We start from the raw sequence: 16,965 nt of genomic DNA on the forward strand, positions 1-16,965 counted from the left end.
GGTGCGGGGTGCGGGGTGCGGGGTGCGGGGTGCGTTTGTCCCCAGAGCGATGCGGTCGCGGGAGTTATCCACAGGTCGGGGATCGCTCGCCCGGCGAGCGGTCGTCGTCCAGCATGCTTTCGCGTATGGATGTTCTTCTGGTCAGTGCGCTCCTGTCCCTCTGGGGGGTGTTCATGCCTCCGACGGGGCCCTCGTGGAGTTGGCCGGTCCTCGGCCATCCACGGGTCATCAGGTATTTCTCACCTCCACCGGCTCCGTGGTTGGCCGGGCACAGGGGCGCCGACCTGGCGCTGCCTCCGCAGAGTCCGGTTCTCGCGGCAGGTCCGGGCACCATCGGGTTCGCGGCTCCCGTCGGCGGGCGAGGCGTGGTCACGATCCACCACCCCAACGGGCTGAGGACCACCTACCTCCCCGTCACCCCCACGGTCAGGAAGGGCCAAGTGGTCACCGTCGGCACGCGGCTGGGCACCCTCCAACCCAACGCTCCGCCTCACTGCCTGGTCTCTTGTCTCCACTGGGGTCTTCGCCGTGGGCTCCACTATCTGGACCCGCTCCTTCTGCTGGGCGCCGCACACCCTCGGCTCCTCCCCTATTGGCCGGCTGCGACGGGGGCATGGTTCGGGCGGACGGGGTCAGCGGTGGGTTTTCACACGGGCGTCAATAATCTTGAGGATCTCGTCGGCGGCCCTGTAACCGGGGGTGGAGGTGGTGGTCGAGACCGTGACCGAGAGGTTGCCGTAGTGCACGAGAGCCGTCACGGAGTAGGTGCCCGTGAAATTCTTGTTGACGTGGCTGAGCATCTGGTCGCCGAATAGCCGGGTGGTGCGGATCTTGGTGCCGGGAACGCGTTTGGGTTGGTCCTTCATGCCGTAGGCGATCGAATCGAACGTGCTCCGGGCGATATCGAGGCTGTTGAAGCGCAGCGTCGACACCTGAATCGTGGAGGCATAGCCCGGAGTCTGCCAACTGCAGACGCCCTTGGTAGAGGCGATTCTCTTCACTGAACGGCTGCGTAGGAGCGTGCGAGTCTTCGCGGCGGTCAGCAGATCGCATGCGATCAGGTCCGTGGTGAACATGCGGTTGGCGGTGGACGCCGGCGTGGCCGACCCTGAAGGTGAGCCCGAGCCGGAACCTGAGTCTGAACCGGTACGTGAGCCCGAGCCGGAACGTGAGCCCGAACCGGTCGATGACTTCGACGCCGCACCAGCAGGCGGGGCAGGATCGCCGCTCACGGCCCAGAGGGTCACGCCGCCCGCCACGGCCAGGGCCGTGACCAGGGCGGCGGCGCCCAGGATGATGGGGCGGCGGCTGCTTCGGTCCGAGGCTCGGCGTCGTCCGCGCGGGGTGGTGGGGACGTCGGGGGAGAGCTCTCGGGCGACCGCGTTCAGCCAGTCGGTCGCCTGCGCGGCTCCGCAGCGCCGTACCGGGTCCTTCTCCAGCATGGCGGCGAGCACAGGTGTGAGCGGGCCCGCGAGCTGGGGAGGCGAGGGTGGGTGGAGCAGGACGGCGGCCATGCGGGCGGCCGCGTTGTGACCGGGGAAGGCGGGCCTGCCCTCGACGGCCGTGTAGAGGGTGGCGGCGAGTGACCACAGGTCGGCGGCGGGGCCGTCCTGTTCGCCGCGGAGCCGCTCTGGGGCGATGTAGCCGGGGGAGCCGGTGAGGAGTCCGGTCTGGGTCAGTACGGCGTCGCCGGACACGGCGGCGATGCCGAAGTCGGTGAGCAGGACCCGGTTGTCGTCGGTGAGCATGACGTTGCCCGGTTTGACGTCGCGGTGCAGGACCCCCGCGGTGTGGGCGGCCGTGAGGGCGTCGAGGACGTGGACGCCGACCCAGGCGGCGGTCTGCGGCGGCAGGGGCCCGTCCTGGCTGACGACGCGGTCGAGGGAGCGGCCGTGGACGAGTTCCATGACGATCCAGGGGCGGCCGCCGTCCATGACGACGTCGTGGATCGTGACGATCGACGGGTGTGAGCGCAGCCGGGCGGCGGCGCGGGCTTCGCGGAGGGTGCGTTCGACGAGTTCGGTCTGCGCGGCGTGGTCGAGGTCGGCGGGCGGGCGGACCTCCTTGACGGCGACCTCCTGCCGGAGCAGTTCGTCCAGGGCCCGCCAGACCGTGCCCATGCCGCCCTGCCCGAGTTGGGAGAGCAGCCGGTAGCGTCCCGCGAGCATGGGGGCCGTGCCGCCGTGGGTCATCGGAGGGGGGATCTGGTCGCGGGCATCCGGTTTCTCCTCGGCACGGCCTTGATGGCGGGACTTCGCCGATGGTATGGCGCATGGCTGATGATCTCCCACTAAATGGTGAAATAATCTGCAGGTCAGCAGCGGCGAACTCGGTTCACGCGCTCGCAGGAGACGGGTCGCGGTGGCGCAGCAGGGAGAACCGGACGTGGCGTCCACGGAAGCGGTGGCGTCCTCTGGCTGGGTTCGCGGTGGCGCAGTGGGGAGAACCGGATGTGGCGTCCACGGAAGCGGTGGCGTCCTCTGGCTGGGTTCGCGGTGGCGCAGTGGGGAGAACCCGATGCGCGTCCACGGAAGCGGTGGCGTCCTCTGACTGGGATCGCGGTGGTGCAGCGGGAGTACCGGATGTGGCGTCTACGGAACCGGTGGCGTCCTCTGGGTGGGTTCGCGGTGGCGTAGTGGGGAGAACCAGATCCACAGGCCGCTGAGGATCAGGCCCGCCGCGCAGGCCAGCACGACGGGCCGCAACCCGACGAGTTCGGCGGCGGCGCCGCCCACGGCGCCGCCCACCGCGAGCACGCCCTGGATCGCGAAGGTGAAGGTGGCGTTGACCCGGCCCTGCAGCTCGGCGGGCGACTCGCGCAGCACGACCGCCCCGAGGCAGGTGGCGAAGACGACCACGATGCCGCCGGTCAGGAGGCCGGTGCAGGCGATGGCGGTCAGTTTCCACCACAGCGGCCCCGAGATCAGCCCCACGGTGAAGATGTTCAGGGGGAAGAGCAGCACCGACCATCTGAGCAGCGCGTTGGTGCCGACGCGCCGACTGGTCCGGGCGGTCAGCCAGGCCCCGGCGATGCCCCCGAGCCCGCCGAGCATGACGAGCAGGCCGAGCGCCCCTGCGGGGATGCCCAGTTCGCGCAGCATGTACAGCATGTACACCGCCGTGTAGGCCATCGCGAAGAAGTTGATGGTCACTCCGGCCGCGATCAGCGCCCGCAGGCTGCGGTGGCGCAGGGCGGTCCGCAGTCCCTCGCGGATGTCGCGCCACATGCCGTGCGAGGGGGCGGGCGAGCGGTTCTCGGGTGTGCGGATCCGGCCCATCAGCAGGGCGGAGGCGAGGGAGGACAACGCCTCCGCGAGTACGGCGAGCGGCGCAGTGAGCGTCTGGACCAGCAGCCCGGCGAGTCCTGGGCCGGTGACGGAGGCGACCGAGTACGACGCCTGGAGTCCGGCCATCGCCTCGGTGCGCTGCTCGGTGGGCACGACGGCCGCGAGGTGGGGGAAGCTCGCGGCGCGGTACACGGCGCCGGCCGTACCGATGACGAAGGCGACGCACACGAGCAGCGGCACGCTGAGCGCGCCGAGCCACCAGGCGAGGGGTACGGCGAGGGCGGCGACGCAGGCGGCGAGCTCGCAGGCGATCATGAGCGGCCGGTGGCGGCGCAGGCGGTCGGCGAGTGCGCCGGCCTGGAGGCCGAACAGCAGGTTGGGCGCGAATCCGGCGGCCGTGAGCAGGCCCATCTGGAGCGGGGAGGCCGACAGCAGGGTGACGGCGCTCAGCGGGACGGCCAGCTTGGAGACCTCGGACCCGGTGACGGCGATGGTCCGCGAGGTCCACAGCAGCCGGTAGTCGCGCTGGTGCCTCAGCGGCGGGGCGGGTGCACTCCGTGATTCGTGAAAGGAACGCTTCATAGTTGTGAAGGTAATGCTTCACAACTATGAAGGCAATCCTTCAGGTATCGTGGGCGAATGACGGAACAGCGGCTCACGGACCCCAGGGCCATGCGCGCCCTCGCCCACGCCGCCCGTCTGGAGATCCTGCTGCGCCTGCAGGCCGACGGCCCCGCGACCGCGACCGAGGCCGCCGAGCAGGTGGGCGTCACACCCAGCGCCGCCAGCTACCACCTGCGGATGCTGGCCAAGTACGGCCTCATCGAGGACGCGCCCGCGCGCGGCGACGGCAGAGAGCGCGTGTGGCGGGCGACCGACAGAGGGCTCGGCGTGCGCACGGAGCCGGACGACCCGCCGGAGGTCAAGGCCGCCAAGGAGGCCCTGATCGACACGGTCTACGACTCCGCGCACCGGGAGCTGCGGCGCGCGATGGGCCAGGTGGAGCGCGAGCCGGAGGAGTGGCGCGACGCCTCGGCGTGGCGGCGGTGGCAGCTCCTGGTCACGGCCGAGGAGATGAAGCGGCTCAACGAGCAGGTCGAGGGACTCCTGGCGCCCTTCAAGGCGCGCACCAGGGACAGCGCGCCGGACGGCGCCCGCGTCGCAGGGGCGCAGTTCACCCTCTACCTGCGCCCGGAACCGCGCCCGCACGGCCTGCCCACGGAGGACCACGACGTCGTCTGAACCGGCCGTCCGACCCGGAAGGTCGGCGCGGGAGGTAGACTTTCCGATGGCCTGTCACTGACGGGCTGACTTCGCATGCCCCACCGCGAGCCGATCCCTCGGTCCGGACCGTAAGGTCCGGCTGGAACGGCTCAGGGGCATCAGGGCGGCAGCGCACCCGACTGCCGCGACACAACCGAGATTCGTGGAGGACCAGAACATGGCCCCCGTCGTAACCATGCGACAGCTGCTCGAAAGCGGCGTGCACTTCGGTCACCAGACCCGCCGCTGGAACCCGAAGATGAAGCGCTTCATCTTCACCGAGCGCAACGGCATCTACATCATCGACCTGCAGAAGTCGCTGTCGTTCATCGACCGCGCCTTCGACTTCGTCAAGGAGACCGTCGCCCACGGCGGCACGATCCTGTTCATCGGCACCAAGAAGCAGGCCCAAGAGGCCATCGCCGAGCAGGCCGCGCGGGTCGGCATGCCCTACGTCAACCAGCGCTGGCTGGGCGGCATGCTCACCAACTTCTCCACCGTCCACAAGCGCCTGCAGCGCCTGAAGGAGCTGGAGGAGCTCGACTTCGACAACGTCGCGGGGTCGGGGCTCACCAAGAAGGAACTCCTCATGCGCCGCCGCGAGAAGGAGAAGCTGGAGCGCACGCTCGGCGGTATCCGTGACATGGGCCGCGTGCCCAGTGCGGTGTGGATCGTCGACACCAAGAAGGAGCACATCGCGATCTCCGAGGCCAAGAAGCTCGGGATCCCGGTCGTCGCGATCCTCGACACCAACTGCGACCCCGACGAGGTCGACTACCCGATCCCGGGCAACGACGACGCCATCCGCGCCGTCGGCCTGCTCACCCGCGTCGTCGCCGACGGTGTGGCCGCCGGCCTGATGGCCCGCTCCGGCGCGGCCAGGGGCGACGAGAAGCCCGCCGCCGCCGAGCCGCTGGCCGAGTGGGAGCGTGAGCTGATCGAGCAGGGTGGTGGCGAGCGCGCCGTCGAGGACACCGAGGTCGCGGCCGAGGCCGTCGCCGAGGACAAGGCCGAGGACGTCGCCGAGGCGCAGGCCGCCCCGGCCGAGGCCGAGGCCGCCGTCGAGGGCGAGACCGTCGCCGAGGACGAGACCGTCGTCGAGGCTGCTGTCGAGGGCGAGACCGTCGCCGAGGCCGGTGGCGAGGACAAGGCCGAGCAGGCCTGAGGCCCTCCCGCGGGTGCCGCCGCACCCGCACCGCAAGGCTCCGAAGGGTGGGCGCCGGACCGCCGGCGCCCACCCGATCCACGACGAAGATCCCACGAGGAAAATGCAATGGCTTCCGTGAACATGGCCGACGTCAAGCGGCTTCGTGACATCACCGCCGCCGGAATGATGGACTGCAAGAGGGCGCTTGAGGAGGCCGAGGGCGACTTCGACCGCGCCATCGAGATCCTGCGCCTCAAGGGTGCCAAGGACGTCGGCAAGCGCGAGTCGCGCACCGCCTCCAACGGCCTGGTGGCGCTCAAGCAGGACGGCGACTCCGCCGCCGCGCTGCTCGAACTCAACTGCGAGACCGACTTCGTCGCCAAGGGCGAGCGCTTCCAGGAGCTCGCGGCCGAGGTCGTCGCGCACATCCTGGCCACCCGTCCGGCCGACGTCCCGTCGCTGCTGACTTCCGAGCTCGGCGGCAAGAGCGTCCAGAACCACCTGGACGAGGCCAACGCCGCGCTGGGCGAGAAGATCGAGATCCGTCGCTTCAGCGTTCTCGAGGGCGGCTACATCGGCGCCTACATGCACAAGACCGACCCGCAGCTTCCGCCGGCGGTCGGCGTGCTCGTGCAGCTCGACAAGCCGAACGCCGAGGTCGCCAAGGACGTCGCTCAGCACGCCGCCGCGATGGCGCCCAAGTACCTCAACGCCGCTGCGGTGCCCGCCGAGGTCGTCGAGAAGGAGCGCGCGCTCTTCGAGGAGATGACCCGCGACGAGGGCAAGCCCGAGGCCGCGATCGCCAAGATCGTCGAGGGCCGGGTCAACGGCTGGTACAAGGACTTCACCCTGCTCCAGCAGGCGTTCGTCAAGGACAACAAGAAGTCGATCGCCAAGTACGCCGAGGAGAACGGCGTCGAGGTGCTCGCCTTCGTTCGTTTCAAGGTGGGTCAGGCTTAGGCTTAGACGAGCCTTCAGCCCATATCCAGCCATCTACAGAGGAGGCCGCCGCGTGCAGGAGAACCAGGAGCCAGCTACGTCGGCGGCTTCTTCGTACAGACGGGTCATGCTGAAGCTGTCCGGCGAGGCTTTCGCGGGCGGCGAGGCACAGGGGATCGACCCCGCCGTCGTCGGTCACCTGGCCGACTCGATCGCCGAGGCCGTCCGTGAGGGCGTGCAGGTCGCGGTGGTCGTCGGCGGCGGCAACATGTTCCGCGGCGCCACCCTGTCGGAGGGCGGCATGGACCGCGCCAGGGCCGACTACATGGGCATGCTCGGCACCGTCATCAACTGTCTGGCGTTGCAGGACTTCCTGGAGAAGCGCGGCGTCGAGACCCGCGTGCAGACCGCGATCACGATGCAGCAGGTGGCCGAGCCCTTCCTGCCGCGCCGCGCGATCAGGCACCTGGAGAAGGGCCGCGTGGTCATCTTCGGCGCCGGGCTCGGTACGCCTTACTTCTCCACCGACACCTGCGCGGCACAGCGCGCGCTGGAGATCGGCGCGGAGGCCCTGCTGAAGGGCACTCAGGTGGACGGGGTCTACGACTCCGACCCGCGCAAGAACCCGGACGCCGTCCGGTTCGACCACCTCGACTACGCCGAGGTCCTGGTGCGCGACCTCGCGGTCATGGACCAGACCGCGATCAGCCTGTGCAGGGAGAACGACCTGCCGATCGTGGTCTTCGACCTGATGGGCGAGGGCAACATCCTGCGGGCCGTACGCGGTGAGAAGATCGGCACGCTGGTGAGTCCGACCGGCAAGTAGACGGGAACGAGCCCGACGCGGCGCCCGGAGCGGAAGGCGACTTCCGCGAAAGCGGCGGGGCGGGTGTGTGACCAAGAGCAGCAGGGCGCGAACCCGACGCGGCGAGCCGAGCGAGGTGCCTCTCGCGACGTGAGCGGGGAGGGTGAGTGACCAGAACAGCAGGGGAGCCGCTGTGATCGACGAAACCCTCTTCGAAGCCGAAGAAAAGATGGACAAGGCTGTCTCGGTCGCGAAGGACGACTTCGCGGGCATTCGCACGGGCCGGGTCACGCCGTCGATGTTCAACAAGATCAACGCTGAGTACTACGGTTCGCCGACCCCGATCCAGCAGCTGGCCTCGTTCCACGTGCCCGAGGCCCGCATGGTCATCATCCAGCCTTACGACAAGGGCTCGATGGCCGCGATCGAGAAGGCGATCCGCGACTCCGACCTGGGTGTCAACCCGGGCAACGACGGCGCGGTGATCCGTGTGGTCTTCCCGGAGCTGTCGGAGGAGCGCCGCAAGGAGTACATCAAGGTCGCGCGGAACAAGGGCGAGCAGGCGAAGGTGTCGATTCGCAACATCCGCCGCTCCGCCAAGGAGACGCTCGACAAGATGATCAAGGACGGCGACGCGGGCGAGGACGAGGTGCGCCGCGCCGAGAAGGAACTCGACGACCTGACGCAGAAGCACGTCGCCAAGGTCGACGAACTGCTCAAGCACAAGGAGGCGGAACTGCTCGAGGTCTGAGCGGTTCCAGTCCTCTCTACGGCGAAGCCCGAGTGCCCCCACCCCTCGCACGGGGTCGGGGGCACTCCAGGGTGACGGTCCTCGGCCGCGCGTGGCCGGGCGCCATGACGGCGTGAGGCGGGCGGTCACCAGGGTGGCTGCAGCCGTACCTCAACGGGGAGAGTTTGTGGAAGATCGTGCGGCCGGTCGTTCCGGGCGGAACCTGCCGGCGGCCATCGGGGTCGGAGTCCTGCTGGGCGCCGCGGTCATCGGCTCGCTCTACACACGCAAGGAACTCTTCCTGCTGGTGATGGCCGTCGCCGTGGGCATCGGGGTGCTCGAACTGGTCAAGGCGTTCGGCACCAAGGACATCGCGGTGCCCGGGATCCCCGTGCTGGTGGCTCTGGTGGGCATGCTGGCCGGGGCGTTCTGGGGCGGCGCGGCCTGGCTGCTGGGCGTCTTCGCGGCGGCGATGTTCGGGCTGCTGATCTGGCGGATGTTCGCGGCGGGCACGGAAGGCTATGTGCGCGACGCCACGGCGTCGGTGTTCACGCTGGTCTATCCGCCGCTGCTGGCGGCGTTCGCGGCGCTGCTGCTGGCCGAGCCGGACGGGCCCGACCGGGTGGTGATCTTCATCGCGGTGACCGTGGCCAGTGATGTCGGCGGGTACGTCGCGGGGGTGCTGTTCGGCAGGCACAAGATGTCGATCATCAGCCCGAAGAAGACCTGGGAGGGTTTCGCCGGGTCGGTGGTGGCGTGTGTGGCGGTCGGCGCCTGGTTGGTGGTCTGGCGCATGGACGGCGAGATCTGGCAGGGCGCGCTGATCGGCGCGCTGGGGGCGGCGTTCGCGACACTGGGCGACCTCATCGAGTCGATGATCAAGCGCGACCTGGGGATCAAGGACCTTGGCTCGATCCTGCCCGGTCACGGCGGTCTGATGGACCGGCTGGACTCCCTGGTGGCCACCCTGGTCCCGACCTGGGTACTGCTGTCGATCTTCTTCTAGTCCGGGAGGCTTTCACCCGCTTGGGTGCATCGGCCAGAGACTGCGGCTGGGCCTTCGCGGCTTCGCCGAACCGGAGGGTGAGCCGGGTGAGGAGCCTACCGGGTGCTCGCAGGGTCGGGGTCAGGCCCTGGAGGGGAGCGCTCATCTCCATCATCGCTGTCAGTGGGGGTTGTGGAGGGCGGCGTCGGTGATGGGGACGAGCCAGAGCCAGCGGACGCCCTCCCCGGCGAATGCAAACCCCGACAAGTCTGGAAATTTCGCCGAATCGGCAAGCATCAGCACCCCGGAGAACTCCGCCCCCAGCGGGAACGTCGCCGCCGACTGGTACCACTGCGCCGTGTGACCGTGCCCCAGCCAGGTGACCGAGTGCCACGGATACTGCGACAGCCACACCAGCACGGCCGCCGCCTCACGCGGATCCCCCCGGGTGGCGATGGCCAGTTCGACCCGGGAGCAGGCGTCGGGGCGGTCCATCCACTGCTCCACCGTCGGCATCCGCTGGCAGCTCATCCCGACCGTGGACAGCACGCTGAAGTGCCGCTCCCCGTACGGCGGCCGCTCGGTGACCCCGACGGTCGGCAGCCGGTCGCCACCGGCGTCCCAGTACCGTCCGGCCGGTCCCAGCACCTCGTCCAGGTGCCCCATCACGGACTGCTGGAACGCCGCCCACGTCCCCTTCCGCTCCCGCCAGCGCCAGAAGGAGCGGGCGTTCATGATCCGGGGCAGCAGCCCGTCGAGGGCCTCGGACAGCGCCCACGCGAACGGCGTCTCGCCCACGGCGTCGCGAGCGTACCCGGGCATGCCCCTGCTCATGTCGGCCCAGCCGGGGATGACCGCGATGAGGTCGTCGTTCTCGTACAGCGCGACGCCGTCGCCCTCCTCGAACCACAACGCCGTCAACTCGCCGAGCGGACGCCGGCCGAGCGGATGGGCGGTGTTCGGGTACGGCATCAGCGGCGGCAGCCCGGCCTCGACCCGGCCCAGATCGACGGCGTCGGGCGCCCGGCGATGGTTGGCCAGCCAGACGGCGCCGTGGACCGTGCCGTCCGGCGAGCACAGGTAGGCGACGGAGGACTCCTCGTCGCGCTCCACCACGAGCATCCGGCTCCCGTACGGGCTGCCGTCGGTGAAGACGACCTCACCCGACCGATATGCCGCCATACATGGTGACTCTAGAACGCAAGGTCCGCCCGGGGCGAGAGCAGTGGCAGGTGTTCACTACCCTTGGTCTTCGGGCCGAAGGCGGTTCTCGTACCAGACAGCCTCTTCGGTTGAAGGCGGACCTCTGAACGAGACAGGGTCTTCGGTTGAAGGCGGACCTCCGGATCAGACGGCGTCTTCAGGTCGAAGGCGGACCTTCGGACCACACAGCGCGACGACGGAAGGCGGGATCGTGTCCCAGCAGCCAGGCCAGCTCACCTTCGTGGCTCCCCGCCGGGCCAAGCCCGCACGCCACCTGGCCGACCTGACCATGGCCGAGCGCCGGGCGGCCGTCGCCGAACTCGGCGAGAAGCCGTTCCGCGCCGACCAGCTCTCGCGCCACTACTTCTCCCACCTGAGCTCGGACGTCGCCCAGATGAGCGACCTGTCGGCCGCGGCCCGCGAGAAGCTGTCGGCCCTGCTGCCGACGCTGCTCACCGTCGTCCGCGAGCTCACCACCGACCGGGGCACCACGCGCAAGACGCTGTGGCGGCTGTTCGACGGGGCGCTCGTCGAGTCGGTGCTGATGCGCTACCCCGACCGGGCCACGATCTGTGTCTCCTCCCAGGCCGGATGTGGCATGAACTGCCCGTTCTGCGCCACCGGCCAGGCCGGGCTGACCCGTAACATGTCCACGGCCGAGATCGTCGAGCAGGTCGTCGCCGGAGCCCGCACAATGGCCTCCGGTCAGGTGCCCGGGGGACCCGGCCGGGTCAGCAACGTGGTCTTCATGGGCATGGGCGAGCCGCTGGCCAACTACAAGCAGGTGATCGGCGCGGTCCGCCGCATGGTGGACCCGTCGCCCGAGGGGCTCGGCATCTCGGCGCGCGGCATCACCGTCTCCACGGTCGGCCTGGTGCCCGCCATCGCCAAGCTCGCCGACGAGGGCCTGCCCGTCACCCTGGCGCTGTCGCTGCACGCGCCGGACGACGAACTGCGCGACACGCTGGTGCCGATCAACACGCGCTGGAAGGTCGCCGAGGTCCTCGACGCGGCCTGGGCGTACGCGGCGCGGACCAAGCGGCGGGTGTCGATCGAGTACGCCCTGATCAAGGACATCAACGACCACGAGTGGCGTGCCGACCTGCTCGGCAAGCTGGTCAGGAACAAGCTCGTGCACGTCAACCTGATCCCGCTGAACCCGACGCCGGGCTCGAAGTGGACGGCCTCCCGTCCGGAGGACGAGCGGGCGTTCGTGCGGCGGCTGGAGTTCCACGGGGTGCCGGTGACCGTCCGCGACACGCGCGGCCGGGAGATCGACGGCGCCTGCGGCCAGCTCGCGGCGGCCGAGTAGCCCGAAGGGCACCTCAGCCGCGCTTCACCTGCCTCAGCGGCGGCCCGTCGGCTCAGGCGCGGTCCGGCCAGTCACCTGCCTCAGCGGCGGCCCGTCGGCTCGGGCGCGGTCCGGCCTGCGCCCTGTCGATTCACGCGCCCCCAGCGACCCGCGTTCACGCGTGGCGCCCTAGCCGTACCCTGACCACCAGGTCGTGCAGTGCTTCGCGGGCGGTCGGGGTCTCGGGCAGGGTGGAGGCGGTCCGGGCCGCCTCCAGTTCGGCCGTCAGCCGGGCCACGTCCGCGCCCGCCCCCTCGACGTGCGGCGCCCGGCCGTGCTCGGCCTCCCGTTTGGCCGCCACGAGTTCCGGCAGGTACGGCGGCCCGTAGGCGTACAGCCGCGTCAGGTCGGCCTCCATCCGTCCGCTCCGCATGAGATGCAGCCCGGTGGCCAGCACCCGGAAGGTGTAGAGCAGCGGTTTCAACCCCCCGCTGCGCTCGAAGAACCCCCACTGCGTGCGCGCGAACCCCAGGTAGTGGTGGGCGTGGTGGCGGGTCAGGCAGCCGGGTGCCAGCGCCAGCAGTTCCTCGTGCACCGGTGTCGTGGCGACCACCAGCGGCGACAGCAGTTGTTCGAGCACGTAGCCGTTGCGGTTCAGCAGCAGCCCGCAGAACTTGGCCAGGTCGTGGGTCACGAGGTCCAGTTCGACGCCGTCGCGGGTGGTGGTGTGGCCGAGGGTCTGCGGGCCGGTGCGCAGGCCGACCACCTCCTCGGCGGGTAGCACGTGCACGCCGCGCAGGTCCACGTCGGAGTCGGCGGACGGGAAACCGTACAGGTGGGCGCCGCTGACGGTGGCGAACGCCAGCGGGTACGGCTGGTCGCGGGCCGCCTCGGGCAGCCAGGCGGGCAGGTTCACAGGTGGTCCCTCCGGACGCCGGTGAGGAAGTCGTCCACGGCGGCCCGGTCGGGTGCGGCGGGCAGCACCGACGCGGCCCCGGTCAGTTCGGCGGCCAGGCGGCGGCGCCAGTCCTCGACCTCGGCCCACGGCATCCGCCCGTGCTTGATCGCCAGCAGCCGGTCGCGGTGCGCGTCCACGCGGACGAGCGGTTCGCCGTGCGTGACCAGGTGCAGCCCGCTCAGCAGCAGCCGGATCATGTGCATGGCCTGCTTGAGCTTCGGTCTGGCCGGGTCCAGGCGGCGGAACTGGTCGTTCGCGTACCCGGTGAAGGTCTGCCTGGCCCGCTCGGACAGGAACGCGTTCCTGAGGCCGAGCAGGCGCTCGCCGTGCTCCGTACGGACCTCCACGATCGGCGACCACAGGCATTCGAGCACCGTCGGGTTGGCGGCGAGGGCGAGCACGCAGAAGCGTTCGACCTCCCACGAGAACTGCTCGGGCAGCGGGCCGTCGTAGTGGGTCGGCGGCTTGTCCAGGTGCCAGAAGTCGGCCGTCGGCGGGACGAACACGCCGCGCCGGTCGATGTCCGAGCCCTCGTGTTCGAGGCCGTAGGCGCGCGAGCCGGTGACGACCGACAGGATGAGCGGGTGGTTCACGGGCGGCTCCGGCGAAGTGCGGCGTACAGGACGATTCCCGCCAGACACCAGATCAGGGAGACGGCGGCGAGCAGGGGCAGGTCGGCGAGCAGGGTGGCGTCGCCCGCAGACCTCATCCAAGCCGTCAGCGGCACGCTCAGCCAGTACGCCGGGGTGGTGCCGACGAGCAGCATGACGACGAAACCCATGATCAGCGCGATGATCGAGACCGCCGGTGACGGCATGAGCGCACGGCTGGTCAGCGCGCCGAGCGTGACCCCGGTCGCCACCGACAGCGCGTGCAGGAGGACGGCGGCGGCCAGTTCCGCGCCGCCGGGCGCCCGGGTGACGCCGAGCGCGAGCCCGGCGGCCAGCGACAGTGCGGCGAACACCGCGCAGACCACCGCGCAGGCCAGCAGTCCGGCGCCGAGTTCGCGGCCCCGTCCGCCCACGGCGGTGGCGGAGACGAGACGCTGCTCGTCCGGTTCGGTGTCCAGCAGCCCCCGCGCCGACCAGGCGAGCAGGGGCACGATCAGGACGGCGGAGTCGGTGAGTGCGGCGAGTTCCCGGCCTGCGGGGGCGCGGCTGGCGTAGACGACGCCGAGGAGCGCCACCAGGGGGACGAACGCCTGGAACACCCGATGGGAGCGCACGTAGCCGAGCACGCGGAACCAGGCGAGCGCGGTCACCGGTTCACGGTCCTTTCCACGGGCGCCAGACGGGCGCTCAGGCGCGCCTGGAGGCCCTCGGCGCGCATCCGCGACAAGAACGACTCCACCTGGGCGCGGGAGAGCGTCACTTCGACGACGGCGTGGCCGGGCTCGCTGTCGGGCCCGCCGTTGAACTCAGTGACCGTGCCGTCGGAAAGCACCCAGTGCCGCAACGCGGGCAACTCCCGCAGGCCGCCCAGGGACGCCACGAGGCGCAGCCTCTGATGCGCTGGTGGTGGGTGAGGTACTGGGCCACGGTGAACGGCTGGGCGGTCGGGAGGCGGTCGGGCGCGTAGCCGACGACGGCCGGGCGGGCGGTGACCGTACCGGAGGAGGGGCGGGTGAGGCCCGCGAGCAGGCGCAGGAGGGTGGACTTCCCTGCCCCGTTGGAACCGGTCAGCTCGACCACGTCGCCCGGCGCGAGGCCGGCGGTGACGCGGTCGAGGATCGGGCGGGATCGGCGCCGATACCGGAACGTGACGTCGGTCAGGTGCATGGTGATCTAACGCTAATGGGAAGAAGACCACATGCGAGATAAGTCGAGGAGGAACGTCGGTTGAACCGTTTCCCCCGGGTCATGGGCATGCGGTCGGGCTACGATCCCGCCGACGTGGACACACTGGTCGGCCGGATCGAGGCGACGCTCGGCAGGGGCGGGCGCGACCTTGCGCCGGTGACCGCCGACGACGTACGGGCCGCGACGTTCCGCGCGCGACGCGGCGGCTACAACGAGACCGCCGTGGACTTCGCGCTGGAGGCGTTCGTGGTGGCGCTGGAGACCCGGGCGCCGGTGCCCGCGCGGGCGTCGCGGGCCACGCCGCGAGGGGAGACACGAGGGGAGCCGACGGGGGAGACGCCAGGGGAGACAACGGGGGAGCCGACGGGCGAGATGCTGCGGCAGGAGTGGTTCGAGACGCAGGCCGCCAGAGCGGAGCGGGTGGCCTTCCGCGCGGGACGGATGGGCGCGGGCTACGACGAGGACGCCGTCGACGCTTTCCTCGACCGCGTGGTGGCGACCCTGCGCGGTACCACCGCCTTACCGGTCACGGCCGGTGAGGTGCGGGCGGCGAAGTTCGACACGGTGGTCTTCCGCGCCGGTTACCTGATCGCCGACGTGGACACCTTCCTTGCGGGCATCGCCGACATCCTCGACCACCGGTGACACTCTCGGACACCCCAAATCTCCTCAAAATCATTACAAACTACGTATCCGGCTGACCGAGTGAGGTATTCCGACCAGTAGGGCGGCCGATCCGGGAAGGACGGTGACCATGCTGGACGTGATCGGAGCAGGGCTGCCGCGTACGGGCACGCTGACACTCAAGGCCGCGCTGGAACGCCTCGGGTTCGGGCCCTGCTATCATATGTTCGAGATCTTCGACCACCTGGAACTGATCGACCGGTGGCTGCCCGAACCCCCCGGCGATCCCGACGGCTGGGCGCGGGTGTTCGAGGGCTACCGCTCGGTCGCCGACTGGCCGGCCGGCTTCTTCTGGCAGCCGCTCGCCGACTCCTTTCCCGAGGCCAAGATCGTCCTCACCGTCCGCGACGTCGACCGCTGGTACGTGAGCTTCCAGGGCATGCTGCGCGCCCGCCATGCGTCGATGTCCGACGGGCCCTTCGAGCGGAGCTTCCTCCGGATCACCCCGCTGCTGGAGACGATGGCCCGCACCACGTTCGGCACGGTCGAGCCGTTCCCCGACTGGCTGCCCGGCAGGGAGCAGGCCGCCGCCGCCTTCCACCGCCACGTGGCCCGCGTCGTGGCGAGCCTGCCCGCGAACCGGCTGCTGGTCTTCGACGTGCGCGAGGGGTGGGGGCCGCTGTGTGCCTTCCTCGGCGTACCCGTTCCCGTCGGCGAGCCGTTCCCCCGGCTCAACGACATGGACGCGCTCGAACAGCGGCTGGGGCGGCTGAACGGCGGTGGCGGATGAGCGGCCTGGCCGACCTGCTCGTGCGCGCCGCAGGGACGGCACCGCCCGGCAGAGGCGTGCGGTACGTCGGCGAGGACGGGCAGGAGGCCACGGAGTCGTACGCGTCGCTGTTCGAGCACGCCTGCCGCCTGCTGGCCGGGTTGCGCAAGCAGGGCCTGCGCGCCGGTGCCGAGGTCGTGCTGCTGCTGGAGCGCCCGCAGGAGACGATCCCCGCGCTGTGGGCGTGCCTGCTGGGCGGCTACGTGCCCTGCCCGATGGCACCGCCCGGAGCGGACACCGAGCGCTGGGCGGCCCATCTGGACCACGTCGAACGGTTGCTCGACGGCCCGCTGTTCGTCACGAGCGAGTCCCTGAAGGGGGTGCGGGCCCGCCGGGTCGCCGTCGTGGACGACCTGTACGGCCCCGCCGAAGCCGGCCCGGACCCGCCGCACCCGGCCCGCGACGACCTGGCGCTGCTCATGCTGACCTCGGGCTCCACCGGTGACAGCAAGGCGGTCGCGCTGACCCACGGCAACCTGCTGGCCGCGCTCGCGGGCAAGGCCGAGCGGCTGGGCTTCCACGCGGGCGACGTCATGATGAACTGGATCGCCTTCGACCACGTCGCCGCCGTGGAGGGCCATCTGCTGCCGCTGTGGGCGGGCGCCGCCCAGCTCCAGGTACGCCCCCAGGCCGTGCTCGCCGACCCGGTCCGGTTCCTGCGGTTGTGCTCGGCACACCGGGTCAGCGTCACCTTCACCCCCAACTTCCTGTTCGGTGAGATCGACCGCGTCCTGCACGAGAGCGACCTCGCCGACCTCGACCTGTCGGCGCTGCGGCACATCCTGTCCGGCGGGGAGGCGGTCGTGTGCGCCACCGCCCTCGGGATCCTCGACCGGCTGGCCCCGGCCGGGCTCAGCGGGCGGGCGATCGTCCCGGCGTTCGGCATGACGGAGACCTGCGCGGGCAGCACCATGAACGTCGAGTTCCCCGCCGTGGACGCGGGCGAGGAGTTCGCCTCGCTGGGGCCGCCGATCCGGGGCCTGAGCGCCCGCGTCACGGACGGGCGCGACCGTCCGCTGCCTCCTGCGACCGACGGCGAGTTGCAGGTGTGCGGGCCGGTGGTGTTCGGCGGCTACCACCGCGACCCGGCGGCGACCGGCGCCGC

The 16,965-nt window shown here is 70.7% G+C and carries 17 protein-coding genes and 1 pseudogene; 11 read left to right on the forward strand and 7 right to left on the reverse strand.

Annotated elements, in window-relative coordinates; all coding sequences use genetic code 11:
- Positions 1–173 precede the first annotated feature (173 nt).
- Positions 174–539 (forward strand): annotated as a pseudogene (locus ABD120_RS39930) (peptidoglycan DD-metalloendopeptidase family protein); the annotation flags it as partial.
- Between the two features lie 93 nt (positions 540–632).
- On the opposite strand, the gene ABD120_RS36015 reads toward ABD120_RS39930, so the two are convergent.
- On the reverse strand, positions 633–2,192 hold the full coding sequence (locus ABD120_RS36015; protein WP_343954845.1) for a serine/threonine-protein kinase: 1,560 nt from the start codon (positions 2,190–2,192) through the stop codon (positions 633–635).
- Positions 2,193–2,591: 399 nt separating this feature from the next.
- Complete coding sequence (locus ABD120_RS36020; RefSeq protein WP_343954846.1) at positions 2,592–3,869, reverse strand: MFS transporter; 1,278 nt, start codon at positions 3,867–3,869, stop codon at positions 2,592–2,594.
- A 57-nt stretch (positions 3,870–3,926) separates the two neighbouring features.
- Here ABD120_RS36020 and ABD120_RS36025 point away from each other — a divergent pair, with 57 nt between their 5' ends.
- From ABD120_RS36025 to ABD120_RS36050, 6 genes are all read left to right on the forward strand, one after another.
- Positions 3,927–4,529, forward strand: a complete 603-nt coding sequence (locus tag ABD120_RS36025) for a helix-turn-helix domain-containing protein (protein WP_343954847.1) — start codon at positions 3,927–3,929, stop codon at positions 4,527–4,529.
- Positions 4,530–4,728: 199 nt separating this feature from the next.
- Positions 4,729–5,715: a 30S ribosomal protein S2 gene (gene rpsB, locus ABD120_RS36030; protein WP_343954848.1), complete on the forward strand. Its 987-nt coding sequence runs from the start codon at positions 4,729–4,731 to the stop codon at positions 5,713–5,715.
- A gap of 108 nt (positions 5,716–5,823) precedes the next feature.
- Positions 5,824–6,657, forward strand: a complete 834-nt coding sequence (gene tsf, locus ABD120_RS36035; protein WP_343954849.1) for a translation elongation factor Ts — start codon at positions 5,824–5,826, stop codon at positions 6,655–6,657.
- A 106-nt stretch (positions 6,658–6,763) separates the two neighbouring features.
- Positions 6,764–7,462: a UMP kinase gene (gene pyrH, locus ABD120_RS36040; RefSeq protein ID WP_343954850.1), complete on the forward strand. Its 699-nt coding sequence runs from the start codon at positions 6,764–6,766 to the stop codon at positions 7,460–7,462.
- Between the two features lie 172 nt (positions 7,463–7,634).
- Positions 7,635–8,192 (forward strand): ribosome recycling factor, encoded by a 558-nt coding sequence (gene frr / locus ABD120_RS36045; protein ID WP_343954851.1) that lies wholly within the window; start codon positions 7,635–7,637, stop codon positions 8,190–8,192.
- 166 nt (positions 8,193–8,358) lie between these two features.
- The gene (locus ABD120_RS36050) at positions 8,359–9,177 is read left to right on the forward strand and encodes a phosphatidate cytidylyltransferase (protein ID WP_343954852.1); all 819 of its coding nucleotides are present in this window, start codon (positions 8,359–8,361) and stop codon (positions 9,175–9,177) included.
- Between the two features lie 159 nt (positions 9,178–9,336).
- On the opposite strand, the gene ABD120_RS36055 is transcribed toward ABD120_RS36050, so the two are convergent.
- Positions 9,337–10,338 carry a suppressor of fused domain protein gene (locus tag ABD120_RS36055; RefSeq protein ID WP_343954853.1) on the reverse strand — a complete coding sequence of 334 codons (1,002 nt, stop codon included), beginning with the start codon at positions 10,336–10,338 and terminating at the stop codon, positions 9,337–9,339.
- 232 nt (positions 10,339–10,570) lie between these two features.
- Between ABD120_RS36055 and rlmN the strand changes: the two genes are divergently transcribed.
- A complete protein-coding gene (rlmN, locus tag ABD120_RS36060) occupies positions 10,571–11,671 on the forward strand; it encodes a dual-specificity RNA methyltransferase RlmN (RefSeq protein ID WP_343954854.1) in 1,101 nt (366 codons plus the stop codon).
- Between the two features lie 154 nt (positions 11,672–11,825).
- On the opposite strand, the gene ABD120_RS36065 is transcribed toward rlmN, so the two are convergent.
- The 4 genes from ABD120_RS36065 to ABD120_RS36080 form a co-directional block, all read right to left on the reverse strand.
- On the reverse strand, positions 11,826–12,566 hold the full coding sequence (locus ABD120_RS36065) for a nucleotidyltransferase domain-containing protein (protein WP_343954855.1): 741 nt from the start codon (positions 12,564–12,566) through the stop codon (positions 11,826–11,828).
- Positions 12,563–13,201, reverse strand: a complete 639-nt coding sequence (locus tag ABD120_RS36070; RefSeq protein WP_343954856.1) for a nucleotidyltransferase domain-containing protein — start codon at positions 13,199–13,201, stop codon at positions 12,563–12,565. The genes ABD120_RS36065 and ABD120_RS36070 overlap by 4 nt, the downstream gene beginning before the upstream one ends.
- Positions 13,198–13,869, reverse strand: a complete 672-nt coding sequence (locus ABD120_RS36075; protein ID WP_343954857.1) for a hypothetical protein — start codon at positions 13,867–13,869, stop codon at positions 13,198–13,200. Before ABD120_RS36075 ends, ABD120_RS36070 begins: the two co-directional genes overlap by 4 nt.
- A 106-nt stretch (positions 13,870–13,975) precedes the next feature.
- Positions 13,976–14,386 carry an ABC transporter ATP-binding protein gene (locus tag ABD120_RS36080; RefSeq protein WP_343954858.1) on the reverse strand — a complete coding sequence of 137 codons (411 nt, stop codon included), beginning with the start codon at positions 14,384–14,386 and terminating at the stop codon, positions 13,976–13,978.
- Positions 14,387–14,446: 60 nt separating this feature from the next.
- On the opposite strand from ABD120_RS36080, the gene ABD120_RS36085 reads away from it, so the two are divergent.
- From ABD120_RS36085 to ABD120_RS36095, 3 genes are all read left to right on the forward strand, one after another.
- Positions 14,447–15,052 carry a DivIVA domain-containing protein gene (locus tag ABD120_RS36085; protein ID WP_343954859.1) on the forward strand — a complete coding sequence of 202 codons (606 nt, stop codon included), beginning with the start codon at positions 14,447–14,449 and terminating at the stop codon, positions 15,050–15,052.
- A gap of 109 nt (positions 15,053–15,161) precedes the next feature.
- Positions 15,162–15,821 (forward strand): sulfotransferase family protein, encoded by a 660-nt coding sequence (locus ABD120_RS36090; protein WP_343954860.1) that lies wholly within the window; start codon positions 15,162–15,164, stop codon positions 15,819–15,821.
- On the forward strand, positions 15,818–16,965 hold a 1,148-nt coding region (locus tag ABD120_RS36095; protein WP_343954861.1), incomplete at its 3' end, for an AMP-binding protein. The genes ABD120_RS36090 and ABD120_RS36095, both read left to right, overlap by 4 nt.

Source organism: Nonomuraea longicatena (assembly GCF_039525605.1).
GTDB lineage: Bacteria > Actinomycetota > Actinomycetes > Streptosporangiales > Streptosporangiaceae > Nonomuraea > Nonomuraea longicatena.

Coding starts and splice junctions, on each gene's coding strand:
- ABD120_RS36015 (WP_343954845.1), bottom strand. CDS start 2,192: ATGACCCACGGCGGCACGGCCCCCATGCTCGCGGGACGCTACCGGCTG.
- ABD120_RS36020 (WP_343954846.1), bottom strand. CDS start 3,869: ATGAAGCGTTCCTTTCACGAATCACGGAGTGCACCCGCCCCGCCGCTG.
- ABD120_RS36025 (WP_343954847.1), top strand. CDS start 3,927: ATGACGGAACAGCGGCTCACGGACCCCAGGGCCATGCGCGCCCTCGCC.
- rpsB (WP_343954848.1), top strand. CDS start 4,729: ATGGCCCCCGTCGTAACCATGCGACAGCTGCTCGAAAGCGGCGTGCAC.
- tsf (WP_343954849.1), top strand. CDS start 5,824: ATGGCTTCCGTGAACATGGCCGACGTCAAGCGGCTTCGTGACATCACC.
- pyrH (WP_343954850.1), top strand. CDS start 6,764: ATGCTGAAGCTGTCCGGCGAGGCTTTCGCGGGCGGCGAGGCACAGGGG.
- ABD120_RS36055 (WP_343954853.1), bottom strand. CDS start 10,338: ATGGCGGCATATCGGTCGGGTGAGGTCGTCTTCACCGACGGCAGCCCG.
- ABD120_RS36080 (WP_343954858.1), bottom strand. CDS start 14,386: ATGCACCTGACCGACGTCACGTTCCGGTATCGGCGCCGATCCCGCCCG.
- ABD120_RS36090 (WP_343954860.1), top strand. CDS start 15,162: ATGCTGGACGTGATCGGAGCAGGGCTGCCGCGTACGGGCACGCTGACA.